The organism is Pseudomonas sp. LBUM1643 (assembly GCF_059716215.1).
Genome location: NZ_CP166813.1, coordinates 6243324 through 6256084 on the forward strand (window position 1 = coordinate 6243324; position 12761 = coordinate 6256084).

17 protein-coding genes are annotated in these 12761 nt (G+C 59.6%); 9 read left to right on the top strand and 8 right to left on the bottom strand.

Going from position 1 to position 12761, the window contains the following annotated elements; genetic code table 11:
- Nucleotide 1: 1 nt before the first annotated feature.
- The 3 genes from rnk to cyaY all read right to left on the bottom strand — a co-directional run bounded on the left by rnk (nt 2) and on the right by cyaY (nt 1124).
- Nucleotides 2–412, bottom strand: a complete 411-nt coding sequence (rnk, locus tag ACA063_RS28270) for a nucleoside diphosphate kinase regulator (protein ID WP_162436690.1) — start codon at nt 410–412, stop codon at nt 2–4.
- Between the two features lie 156 nt (nt 413–568).
- The gene (locus ACA063_RS28275; RefSeq protein ID WP_162436689.1) at nt 569–787 is read right to left on the bottom strand and encodes a DUF1289 domain-containing protein; all 219 of its coding nucleotides are present in this window, start codon (nt 785–787) and stop codon (nt 569–571) included.
- Nucleotides 788–791: 4 nt separating this feature from the next.
- A complete protein-coding gene (gene cyaY, locus ACA063_RS28280) occupies nt 792–1124 on the bottom strand; it encodes an iron donor protein CyaY (protein WP_162436688.1) in 333 nt (110 codons plus the stop codon).
- Nucleotides 1125–1510: 386 nt separating this feature from the next.
- On the opposite strand from cyaY, the gene lptM reads away from it, so the two are divergent.
- The 6 genes from lptM to ACA063_RS28310 are packed head-to-tail and all read left to right on the top strand — an operon-like array spanning nt 1511 to nt 6115.
- On the top strand, nt 1511–1684 hold the full coding sequence (gene lptM / locus ACA063_RS28285) for an LPS translocon maturation chaperone LptM (RefSeq protein WP_497664175.1): 174 nt from the start codon (nt 1511–1513) through the stop codon (nt 1682–1684).
- A gap of 9 nt (nt 1685–1693) precedes the next feature.
- Nucleotides 1694–2941 (top strand): diaminopimelate decarboxylase, encoded by a 1248-nt coding sequence (lysA, locus tag ACA063_RS28290; protein ID WP_052964521.1) that lies wholly within the window; start codon nt 1694–1696, stop codon nt 2939–2941.
- Nucleotides 2942–2945: 4 nt separating this feature from the next.
- Nucleotides 2946–3776 carry a diaminopimelate epimerase gene (gene dapF / locus ACA063_RS28295; protein WP_497664176.1) on the top strand — a complete coding sequence of 277 codons (831 nt, stop codon included), beginning with the start codon at nt 2946–2948 and terminating at the stop codon, nt 3774–3776.
- A gap of 13 nt (nt 3777–3789) precedes the next feature.
- Entirely contained in the window at nt 3790–4515 is a 726-nt protein-coding gene (locus tag ACA063_RS28300; protein ID WP_162436685.1) for a DUF484 family protein, read from the top strand.
- 2 nt (nt 4516–4517) lie between these two features.
- A complete protein-coding gene (xerC, locus tag ACA063_RS28305) occupies nt 4518–5417 on the top strand; it encodes a tyrosine recombinase XerC (RefSeq protein ID WP_497664177.1) in 900 nt (299 codons plus the stop codon).
- Entirely contained in the window at nt 5414–6115 is a 702-nt protein-coding gene (locus tag ACA063_RS28310; protein WP_497664178.1) for an HAD family hydrolase, read from the top strand. Before xerC ends, ACA063_RS28310 begins: the two co-directional genes overlap by 4 nt.
- Before the next feature lie 159 nt (nt 6116–6274).
- Here ACA063_RS28310 and sutA read toward each other — a convergent pair whose 3' ends face one another.
- From sutA to glnK, 4 genes are all read right to left on the bottom strand, one after another.
- A complete protein-coding gene (gene sutA, locus ACA063_RS28315) occupies nt 6275–6598 on the bottom strand; it encodes a dormancy-specific transcriptional regulator SutA (RefSeq protein WP_094470027.1) in 324 nt (107 codons plus the stop codon).
- A gap of 102 nt (nt 6599–6700) precedes the next feature.
- A complete protein-coding gene (locus ACA063_RS28320; protein ID WP_007989493.1) occupies nt 6701–7126 on the bottom strand; it encodes a secondary thiamine-phosphate synthase enzyme YjbQ in 426 nt (141 codons plus the stop codon).
- Nucleotides 7127–7337: 211 nt separating this feature from the next.
- Entirely contained in the window at nt 7338–8675 is a 1338-nt protein-coding gene (locus tag ACA063_RS28325; RefSeq protein WP_497664179.1) for an ammonium transporter, read from the bottom strand.
- A 38-nt stretch (nt 8676–8713) separates the two neighbouring features.
- On the bottom strand, nt 8714–9052 hold the full coding sequence (glnK, locus tag ACA063_RS28330; protein ID WP_002555808.1) for a P-II family nitrogen regulator: 339 nt from the start codon (nt 9050–9052) through the stop codon (nt 8714–8716).
- Between the two features lie 417 nt (nt 9053–9469).
- On the opposite strand from glnK, the gene ACA063_RS28335 reads away from it, so the two are divergent.
- Together ACA063_RS28335 and ACA063_RS28340 are read left to right on the top strand one after the other, a co-directional pair.
- Nucleotides 9470–9730, top strand: a complete 261-nt coding sequence (locus ACA063_RS28335) for an accessory factor UbiK family protein (protein WP_162436681.1) — start codon at nt 9470–9472, stop codon at nt 9728–9730.
- A 428-nt stretch (nt 9731–10158) separates the two neighbouring features.
- Nucleotides 10159–10680: a BRO-N domain-containing protein gene (locus ACA063_RS28340; protein ID WP_497664180.1), complete on the top strand. Its 522-nt coding sequence runs from the start codon at nt 10159–10161 to the stop codon at nt 10678–10680.
- Between the two features lie 11 nt (nt 10681–10691).
- On the opposite strand, the gene ACA063_RS28345 is transcribed toward ACA063_RS28340, so the two are convergent.
- On the bottom strand, nt 10692–10955 hold the full coding sequence (locus tag ACA063_RS28345; protein WP_497664181.1) for a HigA family addiction module antitoxin: 264 nt from the start codon (nt 10953–10955) through the stop codon (nt 10692–10694).
- Between the two features lie 258 nt (nt 10956–11213).
- On the opposite strand from ACA063_RS28345, the gene ACA063_RS28350 reads away from it, so the two are divergent.
- Nucleotides 11214–12707: a YifB family Mg chelatase-like AAA ATPase gene (locus tag ACA063_RS28350; protein WP_497664182.1), complete on the top strand. Its 1494-nt coding sequence runs from the start codon at nt 11214–11216 to the stop codon at nt 12705–12707.
- The last annotated feature ends 54 nt before the right edge of the window (nt 12708–12761 follow it).

Consider the following 12761-nt stretch of genomic DNA (forward strand, 5'->3'; position numbering starts at 1 on the left):
TTTACTCCGGGAAGTCGCCGCCATTGGCAGGCTGGGATTCGACTTCCAGCAGTGTCAGTTTCAAGGTTTTGCCACCAGGCGCTGGCCAGTCGATGTGCTGCCCGACCTTGAGGCCGAGCAACGCGCTGCCAACAGGCGCCAGAATGGAGATCTTGCCTTCGTCGGCATTGGCATCCTTCGGATAGACCAACGTCAGGTGATAGTCCTTGCCGCTGCTTTCTTCACGGCAATGGACTTTGGAGTTCATGGTCACGACATCGGCGGGCACATCTTCGTGGCCGACCAGAGTATCGGCGCGATCCAGCTCGGTTTGCAGCGCGATAACGCCCGGCAGCGAGTCATCCAGGCTGTCGATCAGGCGTTCCAGACGTTGTACGTCCAGTCGGGTAAGGGTGATGGAAGGTGCGGTCATGATCAGGGCAGACTCCTTTCTTCTGCACGAAAAAAGCAAAACCCCGCCAGAAAAAGGCGGGGTTTTCACGAACCTCGATGAGTTGAGGTGTATCCGGACACTATCACAGCTCAATAAATATACAAGCCAGGGGCGACCAAGGCCTGACGCGGATCATTATGCCAAGGTTTTGCGCTGCGCCGCCTGGGCGCAAATGACCCGACGACGATCGTCGTCTGCCGAGCGCCATTCGCGAATGTCTTCGACATGGCGAAAACATCCCAGGCAGACCTTCTGCTCGTCCAGCCGACAGACCCCGCTGCAGGGCGAAGCCACCGCCGGGCTGACATTGCTGTAGAGCGGCTTGGGCGGACGAACAGACACAGGCTGGGTCACGATCTCACAAGCCTTCGAAATCGAGTTCGACGCCGGCCTGCTGAACAACGATGCGCTCCAGCATTTCGCCCAGCTGCTCTTCGCTCTTGTCGCACATCCAGCGCTCGCTCTCGGCGTCGTAGTCAAAGTGAAAACCACCCGACACGGCCGCCAGCCACAACTGACGCAAAGGTTCCTGACGGCTGAAGATCAACTGGCTGCCATTTTCGAACTTCACGGTCAGTACACCGGCCGAACTTTCCAGGTCGATATCCAGGTCGCTCTCGTCGAAAATATCCTCCAGCGTTTGCTGGGTAGCATCGACCAGATCGTGGAAACGGGCTTCGGTCAAACTCATTACGGCAACCTCAAAAAGTGTCTACTCACGCTCGAGCGCCGCACGATACGGCCGAGCCCCGGTGATTGCAAAGGATAACGCTGAACTTGTGGGAACGGGCCTGTGGCGAGGGGATTTATCGAAACGTCGCACCGCCCCGTTGGGTCGCGAATCGGCCCTGATTTTCGGGTTCCGGTGCATATCAGAAAAATCGCACTCACCGGTTTTGCGACTGCTTCGCAGCCGAACGGGGATAAATCCCCTCGCCACAGGCCCGCCCCAACGGGGTTGCGCATAACTGACAGACACCATGCACAGCCCCGCCGGACGGGAGCGCCGTCGCATAGGCAAGCTGACGGGTGGCCGGTATACTCCGGCGCAATTAAAGCATTTTCAAGGATTTCGCCATGAAGCGCCTGATCTCTTCCCTTGCTGCGCTCCTCGCGGTTGCCTGCCTGGTATCGGCCTGCGGTCAAAAAGGCCCGCTGTACCTGCCTGACGATAGCCAGGACCCGGCCGAGCAGGCCAAGTCGTCGCAGCAGCAGCCTGCATCCAAAGCACACAAGCACGACGTCTACTAAGGGAACGCCATGGACGCTTTTAACTACCGTGACGGTGAACTGTTCGCGGAAGGTGTTGCCCTGTCCGCCATCGCCGAGCGCTTTGGCACACCGACCTACGTTTACTCGCGCGCGCACATCGAAGCTCAGTACCTGGCTTACGCCGATGCACTGGCCGGCATGCCGCACCTTGTCTGCTTTGCAGTCAAAGCCAACTCCAACCTGGGTGTACTGAATGTCCTGGCGCGTCTCGGCGCCGGTTTTGACATCGTCTCCCGTGGCGAGCTGGAACGCGTGCTGGCCGCTGGCGGCAGCGCTGACAAGATCGTGTTCTCCGGCGTCGGCAAGACCCGTGACGACATGCGCCGCGCCCTGGAAGTCGGCGTGCATTGCTTCAACGTCGAATCCACCGACGAGCTGGAACGCCTTCAGGTCGTGGCCGCCGAGCTGGGCGTTCGCGCGCCGATCTCGCTGCGCGTCAACCCGGACGTCGATGCCGGCACTCACCCGTACATCTCCACCGGTCTTAAAGAAAACAAGTTCGGCATCGCCATCGCCGACGCCGAAGACGTGTACATCCGCGCCGCGCAACTGCCTAATCTGGAAGTGGTCGGCGTCGATTGCCACATCGGTTCGCAACTGACCACCCTGCCGCCGTTCATCGATGCACTCGACCGCCTGCTGGGCCTGGTTGACCGTCTCGGCGATTGCGGCATCTACCTGCGCCACATCGACCTCGGTGGTGGCCTGGGCGTGCGTTATCGCGATGAAGAGCCGCCACTGGCTGCGGACTACATCAAAGCCGTGCGCGAGCGCCTTGACGGTCGCGACCTGGCGCTGGTGTTCGAGCCGGGCCGCTTCATCGTCGCCAACGCCGGCGTGCTGCTGACCCAGGTCGAGTACCTCAAGCACACCGAACACAAAGACTTCGCCATCGTCGATGCGGCCATGAACGACCTGATCCGCCCGGCGCTGTATCAGGCCTGGATGGACGTCACTGCCGTGCGCCCTCGCGACTCCGCTGCGCGTGCCTACGACATCGTTGGCCCGATCTGCGAGACCGGCGATTTCCTGGCCAAGGATCGTCAGCTTGCTCTGGAGGAAGGCGATCTGCTGGCTGTGCATTCGGCCGGCGCCTACGGGTTTGTCATGAGTTCCAACTACAACACTCGCGGCCGCGCCGCAGAAGTGCTGGTGGACGGTGATCAGGCATTCGAAGTGCGTCGCCGTGAGACGGTAGCCGAGTTGTTTGCTGGCGAAAGCCTGCTGCCGGAGTAAAACCATGCTGCTGCGTTTTACCAAGATGCACGGCTTGGGTAATGACTTCATGGTCCTCGACCTGGTCAGCCAGCACGCGCACATCCTGCCCAAGCATGCCAAACAATGGGGCGATCGGCACACTGGTATCGGTTTCGACCAGTTGCTGATTGTCGAAGCGCCGAGCAATCCGGATGTGGATTTCCGATATCGGATCTTCAATTCAGACGGCTCCGAAGTGGAACAGTGCGGCAACGGTGCGCGCTGTTTCGCCCGCTTCGTACTCGACAAGCGCCTGACCGCGAAACGGCAGATCCGCGTCGAAACCAAAAGCGGCATCATCGAACTGGACATCCGCAGCGACGGCCAGATTGGTGTGAACATGGGCGCGCCACGCCTGGTGCCGGCCGACATCCCGTTCGATGCGCCGGAACAGGCCCTGAGCTACCAGATCGATGTCGATGGCACGCCGGTCGAACTGGCCGCCGTGTCCATGGGCAATCCTCATGCGGTGCTGCGCGTCAGCGACATCAACAATGCGCCGGTGCATGAGTTGGGACCGAAAATCGAACACCACCCGCGCTTCCCGGCACGGGTCAATGTCGGTTTTCTCCAGGTCATCGACCGCAACCGCGCACAACTGCGCGTCTGGGAACGCGGGGCCGGGGAAACCCAGGCGTGCGGAACCGGCGCCTGTGCGGCCGCAGTGGCCGCGATCAGCCAGGGGTGGATGGATTCGCCGCTATTGATCGACCTGCCCGGCGGGCGTCTGTCCATTGAATGGGCAGGCCCTGGCCAACCGGTGATGATGACCGGCCCGGCAGTTCGTGTTTACGAAGGACAAGTACGTCTTTGAGTGAGTCAAACCCATGACCGACAAGCCCCAGGTTCCCGCCCTACAGCCCGACGAATCCCCTTCCGAAAGCCTTGAGGCGGCGGCGATTGCCGCGTACCTGGAGGCTCATCCGGACTTTTTTGTCGCGCACGAAGAACTACTACCGTCCTTGCGCATTCCGCATCAGCGAGGGGACACCATCTCGCTGGTCGAACGCCAGATGACCATCCTGCGCGACCGCAACATCGAGTTGCGTCATCGTCTCTCGCATTTGATGGATGTCGCCCGCGACAACGATCGCCTTTTCGACAAGACCCGCCGCTTGATTCTCGCGCTGATGGACGCCAACAGCCTCGAAGACGTGGTGATCAGTGTCGAAGACAGCCTGCGCCAGGACTTCCAGGTGCCCTTTGTCAGCCTGATCCTGCTCGGTGACAACCCGATGCCGGTCGGCCGCTGGGTCACTCATGCCGACGCGCAGACAGCCATTGGCGGCCTGCTCTCGGAAGACAAAAGTGTCAGCGGCAGCCTGCGCGAGCATGAACTGGACTTCCTGTTCGGCGAGGAGCAGCGCAAGCAGATCGGCTCTACCGCCGTCGTCGCCATCAGCTATCAAGGTATCCACGGTGTTCTCGCTATCGCCAGCCGCGACCCACAGCACTACAAGAGCTCCGTGGGTACGCTGTTCCTGAGCTACATCGCTGAAGTCATGGGTCGCGTGCTGCCAAGGGTCAACAACTCCCTGCGCTCGGTACGTTAACCATGGAACGGCAACTGGACGCTTACTGCGAACACCTGCGCAGTGAGCGACAGGTGTCGCCTCACACGCTGTATGCCTATCGCCGCGACCTCGACAAAGTCCTGGGCTGGTGCATCAAACAGAACATCGGCAGCTGGGCGGCCCTGGATATCCAGCGCCTGCGCAGCCTGATCGCTCGCTTGCACGCCCAGGGCCAATCGTCCCGCAGCCTGGCGCGACTGCTGTCCGCAGTGCGCGGGCTGTACCACTATCTGAATCGCGAAGGCTTGTGCGACCACGATCCGGCCAACGGCCTGGCACCGCCCAAGGGTGAGCGCCGCCTGCCAAAAACCCTCGACACGGACCGTGCGCTACAGCTGCTTGAAGGCGCGGTGGAGGATGATTTCCTGGCGCGTCGGGATCAGGCCATTCTGGAGCTGTTTTATTCTTCCGGGCTGCGACTTTCGGAGCTGACCGGCCTCAATCTGGATCAGCTGGACCTGGCTGACGGCATGGTCCAGGTCCTGGGCAAGGGCAGCAAGACGCGACTGTTGCCAGTGGGTAAAAAAGCCCGCGAAGCCTTGGAGCTGTGGCTTCCGTTGCGGGCCATGACCAACCCGGCGGACGATGCGGTATTTGTCAGCCAGCAAGGTCGACGCCTGGGTCCGCGCGCGATTCAGGTACGGGTCAAGGCCGCCGGCGAACGCGAGCTGGGGCAGAACCTGCACCCACACATGCTGCGACATTCCTTTGCCAGCCACTTGCTGGAGTCTTCGCAAGACTTGCGCGCGGTGCAGGAATTGCTCGGCCACTCGGACATCAAGACCACCCAGATCTACACCCACCTGGACTTCCAGCACCTGGCGACGGTCTACGACAGTGCCCATCCACGGGCCAAACGCATTAAGGGCGATGATTCATGACTCTCCAACTGATCACCTTCGACCTCGACGACACGCTCTGGGACACCGCCCCGGTGATCGTCAGCGCTGAAGCGGTATTGCGCGCCTGGCTGACCGAGCATGCGCCTAACCTCGGCGCGGTGCCGGTGGAACATCTGTGGGCCATTCGCGAACGCATCCTGAGCATCGAACCAAACCTCAAGCACCGCATCAGCGCCTTGCGTCGACGCGTGTTGTTCCAGGCGCTGGAAGAAGCCGGCTACCCTCACGCAGAGGCGTCTGAACTGGCCGATCAGAGTTTTGAAGTGTTCCTGCATGCCCGGCATCAGCTGGAAATCTTCCCTGAGGTGCAACCCACCCTGGAACTGCTGGCCAACCATTACGCACTCGGCGTGGTCACCAATGGCAACGCTGACGTGCGCCGTTTAGGGCTTGCGGACTACTTCAAGTTCGCGTTGTGCGCCGAAGACATCGGCATCGCCAAGCCCGACGCCCGGCTGTTCCATGAAGCCTTGCAGCGCGGTGGCGCCACGGCCGAGACGGCGGTGCACATCGGTGATCATCCGGGTGATGACATCGCGGGGGCACAGCAGGCTGGCTTGCGGGCGATCTGGTTTAATCCGGCGGGCAAAATCTGGGAAGCGCAGAAAGCACCGGATGCCGAGATTCGTAGCCTCACCGAATTGCCGGCGTTGCTGGCTCGGTGGAATTCAATTTAATTTTGTGGTGCCTTTAAAAGATCGCAGCCTTCGGCAGCTCCTACATTGGATTGTGTACACCTGTAGGAGCTGCCGAAGGCTGCGATCTTTTGACTTTCAAGTTAGGCATGAAAAAGCCCGCAGCGACGGCGGGCTTTTTCAGCAAGCAAGGGCAGACGCTTAGATAGGCCGACTGCCGTACTTGTTATCAGGCTTCTTGGGAGGATCGGCGACCACATTGGCCTCCACTTCCTGCACCTTGCCGCCCTTGGCCAGGAACTCTTCCATGGCCCGCGCAAGCGCATCACGCTCTTTGTTCTTCGCTTCGACGCTCGGCAGCTCGTCGACCGAAACCGCAGCCTTGGCTTTGCCTTTTGCGGTCGGAACGGGCGTTTCACCGCCATCGTCTTCAGCGACGTCTTCCGCCGCTGCTTCCAGACCTTCTTCGGTTTCGTCGTCGTCGCCTACTTCGAGGTCGTCGTTTTCCAGATCATCGTCGCTCATGTTCTACCTCATGACTTGCGAAAAGCAGATTAGTTATAGCCCAGCTTCACCGTCTGTCGACGGCTGCCAGAAAAAATTCAACCGCCATTGGTGACCAACGGCTTATGCCCCTTCACCGTGCACGGTGGCGAGGACTTTACGAGCACCGCCATGATCACGGTGCTCGCCCAGATAAACGCCTTGCCAGGTTCCCAACGCCAGTCGGCCTGCCGAAATCGGCAAACTGAGCTGACAGCCAAGCACGCTGGCCTTGAAGTGCGCCGGGAGGTCGTCCAGGCCTTCGTCGTTATGCTCATAGCCGTCTGTTCCTTGTGGGATCAGACGATTGAAAAATCGTTCGAAGTCGCGACGTACCGCCGGATCGGCGTTCTCGTTGATGGTCAACGACGCCGAGGTATGCTGCAGCCACAAATGCAACAGACCGACCCGGCATGCCTTGAGTTCAGGCAGGCCAGCGAGTAACTCGTCCGTTACCAGATGAAAGCCTCGGGGCCTCGCCCGCAAGGTAATCAGAGTCTGTTGCCACATACAGTTCTCCGCACGTTCGGGGCGCATTCTAGCGCGCTCTGGGAAAAAACAAAGGCCCTAATATTCCTTCAACGTTGTAAGCGATTGACCGTACAAAATTGCCTGTTGAAAAGGTGTCGAAAGCTGACAGAAAAAACCTTTCAGCCTCACCATCAATGACAAATCCCGGACAAAAAAATGCCCGGCGAACCGGGCATTTTTTTGCGCGTACTTACAAGTTGTAGCCGCGTTCGTTGTGCAGTGCCAGGTCGAGACCGACCGCTTCCTCCTCCTCGGTCACGCGCAGACCCATGATGGCGTCCAGGACCTTGAGGATGATGAAGGTGACGATCGCGGTGTAGATCACCGTAAAACCTACCCCTTTGCACTGAATCCAGACTTGTGCGGCGATGTCGGTCACAGTGCCGAAACCACCCAGGGACGGTGCAGCGAACACACCGGTCAGGATCGCGCCGAGGATACCGCCGATGCCGTGTACGCCAAATGCGTCCAGCGAATCGTCATAACCGAGTTTGCGTTTCAACGTGGTAGCGCAGAAGAAGCACACGACGCCCGCTGCCAGACCGATCACTAGCGCACCCATTGGGCCCACGGTGCCAGCGGCAGGAGTGATTGCAACCAGACCGGCCACAACACCCGACGCAATACCCAGAGCACTTGGTTTGCCGTGAGTAATCCACTCAGCGAACATCCAGCCCAATGCAGCGGCAGCGGTTGCGATCTGGGTGACCAGCATCGCCATACCTGCAGTGCCGTTTGCTGCAGCAGCAGAGCCGGCGTTGAAACCGAACCAGCCTACCCACAGCATTGCAGCACCCATCAGCGTGTAACCGAGGTTGTGCGGAGCCATCGGAGTGGTCGGGAAGCCTTTGCGCTTGCCCAGTACCAGGCAGCAAATCAGACCTGCCACACCGGCGTTGATGTGCACAACGGTGCCGCCAGCGAAGTCCAGCACGCCCCAGTCCCACATCAGGCCGCCGTTACCGGACCAGACCATGTGCGCGATCGGCGCATAAACCAGGGTGAACCAGATGCCCATGAAGATCAGCATGGCGGAGAACTTCATCCGCTCGGCGAAAGCACCGACGATCAACGCAGGGGTAATGATGGCGAAGGTCATCTGGAAGGTGACGAACACCGCCTCAGGGAACAGCGCCGCAGGCCCGGTCAGGCTGGCTGGCGTGATGCCGGCGAGGAACGCCTTGCCCATGCCGCCGAAGAACGAGTTGAAGTTGACGACGCCCTGCTCCATGCCGGTAGTGTCGAACGCAATGCTGTAGCCATAAATGACCCACAGAATGCTGATCAGACCGGTAATGGCGAAGCACTGCATCATCACGGAAAGAATGTTTTTGGACCGAACCATGCCGCCGTAGAACAGCGCGAGGCCGGGAATGGTCATGAACAGCACGAGGGCTGTCGAGGTCAACATCCAGGCGGTGTCGCCGGAGTTGAGGACTGGGGCCGCCACTTCGTCTGCCGCCATAGCCAGGCTGGGCATTACGAGGGACAACAGGGCTCCTAGCCCTGCGAATTTACGCAGAGTCATATTGTTTTCTCCTGGGGCGTTGGGTTTGTGGCGGCTTTTTAGATTGCGTCGGTATCGGTTTCGCCGGTACGGATGCGAATCGCCTGTTCCAGATTAACCACGAAGATCTTGCCGTCACCGATCTTGCCGGTGTTGGCTGCCTTGGTTATCGCCTCGATAACCCGATCAAGATCCTTGTCGTCAATGGCGACGTCGATCTTCACCTTTGGCAGGAAATCGACCACGTACTCCGCGCCGCGATACAGCTCGGTGTGACCCTTCTGCCGACCGAAGCCTTTGACTTCAGTAACGGTAATGCCCTGCACGCCGATCTCGGACAGCGACTCGCGCACGTCGTCCAGTTTGAACGGCTTGATGATGGCAGTGACTAGCTTCATGAAAACTCTCTCCCGAATTGGTGGACTTGCCCCAGGAAAACAAACCCGACTCAAGTCTAAGCGCAGTGCCTGGCTTTGTAACGCATCGTCGGCCTTACCTGCCCGTCCGACGCCAGTTAACCGCTCCTGACGAAACACTTCCCCGTTCCGCTCGGCGCACTGCATTCGTCACAGCGACTGCATCAGTGCATGGGTCACTAGGCACTAAGCAGAAAGCTTGCCATCTCCACAAAAACCACTGAATTCAATCCATTGGCCTCAGCGACCGACCACTTCACACGAATGGCCCGCCGTATACGCACAACAACGGTGCGATGCCGTCCGTCCGCATGCGCGAAAAGCGTGCACCCCTGCCATCGAGATTGACTATAGACACTGCGTGATACACTGCCCGCCATTGTTTCCAGGACCTTTCCCATGCTCGCGCCCAAAGACTTCCTTGACGCCCTGACGGGCACCGCCTCCCGCCTCTTCAGCGGCGACACTCCACTGCCGAAAAGCGAAATCGAAAGCCAGTTCAAGGCGTTGTTGCAGAGCGGCTTCAGCAAGCTGGACCTGGTTAGCCGGGAAGAGTTTGATAGCCAGATGGTCGTACTCGCACGCACCCGTGCGCGGCTGGAGAGTCTTGAAGCGAAAGTCGCCGAGATGGAAGCTAAGCTAACCCCGCCAACCGAATAAACGCCGCAAACCCTGTGGGAGCGGGCTTGCCCGCGATGGCCTCACCACAATTTTAATGACACCAAACTGCTTCCCTGTAGGAGCTGCCGCAGGCTGCGATCTTTTGATCTTAAAGCCTGCAAACATCCCGGCAACGTCCTACAAAATTCTCATCCGCCGTCCGATTGCGCCGCACAGCTCCGGTTCCTAAGCTCACCCACTGCTGAATGTTCAGCACTGGGTTTGGCGACCTGGAGACCCCCGAAGCAGCAAGACACACTCGGACAGGGAAATTTCCCGTCCCGATTTATGGCGGCTGTGCGTAGGAGACCTTCGGGTCTGCCGGAATTCGGGCGTCGCCGGTTCGCCAACCCACGCATAGCTGCCACCCTTTTCGTTTGGCGACGATTAGAGGCGGTTTTTCTCCACTCGACTCCGAGATTTGCACCATGGATGAAAACTATCTAACACCCCACGTCTTCACCCGCCACAAACTCCACCTCCACGCCCTCCTCCTCGAAAACCAACCCTGGTTCAGCGCCCGCGACTTAGGCCGTCTCATCCGCCTCTATATCGACGAACGCACCCTTCGAAAACTCGACCCGGACCAACACCAATCCGCTCGAACGCTCATCCACGGCAGCCTGGAAAACACCCTGCTGATCAGCGAATCCGGCGTCTACGCACTGCTCGTCTACCACTACTGCCCCGAATACCGAAACCTGCGCGAATGGCTTACACACGACGTGGTGCCAGCACTCCGAGACGCAGAGCAACCGACCTCAACCGAGCGACCGGTGCTGAGCCTGTTGAATTGGCCAGAGATGTCGTTGAGCTTGCTGCACTGGAACAACCAGCCGTGGATTCGATTGCAGGACGTGCCACATGTACTGCCTGAACGGAAGGCACCAATACCGACAATCAATACGCCGTGGTGGAGGCGAGCTTCGCAAGTGCTGCAATCGCTATAGGTATTCAAGGTTTATCCACGCCCAATTTCGGCCCTACACTGATCGTAGGTCGATTGGAGATTCAGCCAGAACTCGGGCGTGGTGTTCAGATGGCTAGATAATTTCCTCGCCAGAACAGTACTGACGCCTCGCTGCTGCCTCACAAAGTCGCTCACTTTGGCTTCAGACTCGCTCATAGAGCGAGCCAAAGCCTCAGGCGAAATACTCAGTGGCTTCAAAAACTCTTCGCCAAGAATCTCACCAGGATGAATTGGGCGCATCCCGTTCCTCTTCATTCACGCCTCCTGTGGCTGCATTTAGCGAGATCATAAGCATCCACTTTCTCCCGACAAGTCCGTTTACGCTCTTTCACCGATGTCCTTCACCTATCTCGGCACGGTCCTACAAAAAGCGGCTCTGGTGCCTGATTTATAACTCCAACCAGCAACATCCAGTGAAAGTTCGTCCGCGTAATCGCCCCACCAAATCCCTACTCCCCGACTACCCTTCAAGAACCCGCAGGAAGCGGCCCCCGTACAAATCAAGGAACGACCATGTCCCTCTCCATCGTCCACAGCCGTGCCCAGGTTGGCGTGGAAGCACCTGCCGTTACCGTAGAAGTCCACCTCGCCAATGGCTTGCCATCACTGACGATGGTCGGCTTACCCGAGGCTGCAGTGAAGGAAAGCAAGGACAGGGTACGCAGCGCGATCATCAATTCGGGGCTGCAGTTTCCGGCGCGGCGCATCACGCTGAATCTCGCGCCGGCAGATCTGCCCAAAGATGGCGGACGGTTTGATCTGGCGATTGCCTTGGGGATTCTTTCGGCCAGTGTCCAGGTGCCGGCGCTCACACTGGATGACATCGAGTGTCTGGGAGAGTTGGCGCTGTCAGGCGCGGTGCGTGCCGTGAGAGGCGTGCTACCGGCAGCACTGGCTGCGCGCAAGGCCGGTCGTTCGTTGATGGTGCCGCGGGCAAATGCCGAGGAGGCTTGTCTGGCTTCGGGCCTGAAGGTGATTGCGGTGGATCACCTGCTGGAAGCCGTTTCGCATTTCAATGGTCATCTGCCCATTGCCCCTTACGTTTCCGATGGACTGATGCATGCCAGCAGGCCCTACCCGGATTTGAACGAGGTCCAGGGCCAAATGGCGGCCAAGCGTGCCTTGCTGATTGCCGCAGCAGGTGCGCATAACCTGTTGTTCAGCGGCCCCCCGGGGACGGGGAAGACGTTACTCGCGAGCCGACTGCCAGGCTTGCTGCCACCGCTGGCCGAGAGCGAAGCACTGGAAGTCGCGGCCATCAAGTCGGTGGTCAGTTGCGTTCCCTTGAGTCACTGGCCACAGCGCCCGTTCCGGCAGCCCCATCACTCGGCTTCCGGCCCTGCATTGGTCGGCGGAGGCTCGAAACCGCAACCCGGCGAAATTACCCTTGCCCATCACGGCGTACTGTTTCTGGACGAGCTTCCCGAGTTTGATCGCAAAGTATTGGAAGTGCTGAGGGAGCCATTGGAGTCGGGACATATCGTGATCTCCCGGGCCAAAGACCGGGTGCGGTTTCCGGCTCGCTTCCAATTGGTGGCGGCGATGAATCCTTGCCCCTGTGGATATCTTGGCGAGCCCACGGGCCGCTGCTCCTGCACGCCGGACATGATTCAACGCTATCGCAACAAGTTGTCAGGCCCGCTGCTGGATCGTATCGACCTGCACCTGACCGTCGCCCGGGAAGCCACTGCGTTGAATCCCGCGTCCAAACCAGGAGATGACACCGCAACGGCGGCCGCTCTGGTTGCCGAAGCTCGGGAGCGACAGCACAAGCGTCAGGGCTGCGCGAATGCGTTCCTCGATCTGCCGGGTTTGCGCGCCCACTGCACGTTATCCACAGCGGATGAACACTGGCTGGAGTCTGCCTGCGAACGGCTGACATTGTCGCTGCGTTCGGCCCATCGGTTGTTGAAGGTAGCGCGCACATTGGCGGACCTTGAGCAGGTCGATGAGATTACACGGGGGCATTTGGCGGAGGCGTTGCAGTATCGGCCAGCTACGCAGTAAGTCTGGAAAACGAGTCGCGCCCATCGCGAGCAGGCTCGCTCCCACAGGGTATGC

Excerpts from the sequence above, each read along its gene's own strand:
- rnk (WP_162436690.1), bottom strand. The coding sequence starts at position 412 with ATGACCGCACCTTCCATCACCCTTACCCGACTGGACGTACAACGTCTG.
- cyaY (WP_162436688.1), bottom strand. The coding sequence starts at position 1,124 with ATGAGTTTGACCGAAGCCCGTTTCCACGATCTGGTCGATGCTACCCAG.
- lptM (WP_497664175.1), top strand. The coding sequence starts at position 1,511 with ATGAAGCGCCTGATCTCTTCCCTTGCTGCGCTCCTCGCGGTTGCCTGC.
- lysA (WP_052964521.1), top strand. The coding sequence starts at position 1,694 with ATGGACGCTTTTAACTACCGTGACGGTGAACTGTTCGCGGAAGGTGTT.
- dapF (WP_497664176.1), top strand. The coding sequence starts at position 2,946 with ATGCTGCTGCGTTTTACCAAGATGCACGGCTTGGGTAATGACTTCATG.
- ACA063_RS28300 (WP_162436685.1), top strand. The coding sequence starts at position 3,790 with ATGACCGACAAGCCCCAGGTTCCCGCCCTACAGCCCGACGAATCCCCT.
- xerC (WP_497664177.1), top strand. The coding sequence starts at position 4,518 with ATGGAACGGCAACTGGACGCTTACTGCGAACACCTGCGCAGTGAGCGA.
- ACA063_RS28310 (WP_497664178.1), top strand. The coding sequence starts at position 5,414 with ATGACTCTCCAACTGATCACCTTCGACCTCGACGACACGCTCTGGGAC.
- sutA (WP_094470027.1), bottom strand. The coding sequence starts at position 6,598 with ATGAGCGACGATGATCTGGAAAACGACGACCTCGAAGTAGGCGACGAC.
- ACA063_RS28320 (WP_007989493.1), bottom strand. The coding sequence starts at position 7,126 with ATGTGGCAACAGACTCTGATTACCTTGCGGGCGAGGCCCCGAGGCTTT.
- ACA063_RS28325 (WP_497664179.1), bottom strand. The coding sequence starts at position 8,675 with ATGACTCTGCGTAAATTCGCAGGGCTAGGAGCCCTGTTGTCCCTCGTA.
- glnK (WP_002555808.1), bottom strand. The coding sequence starts at position 9,052 with ATGAAGCTAGTCACTGCCATCATCAAGCCGTTCAAACTGGACGACGTG.
- ACA063_RS28335 (WP_162436681.1), top strand. The coding sequence starts at position 9,470 with ATGCTCGCGCCCAAAGACTTCCTTGACGCCCTGACGGGCACCGCCTCC.
- ACA063_RS28340 (WP_497664180.1), top strand. The coding sequence starts at position 10,159 with ATGGATGAAAACTATCTAACACCCCACGTCTTCACCCGCCACAAACTC.
- ACA063_RS28345 (WP_497664181.1), bottom strand. The coding sequence starts at position 10,955 with ATGAAGAGGAACGGGATGCGCCCAATTCATCCTGGTGAGATTCTTGGC.
- ACA063_RS28350 (WP_497664182.1), top strand. The coding sequence starts at position 11,214 with ATGTCCCTCTCCATCGTCCACAGCCGTGCCCAGGTTGGCGTGGAAGCA.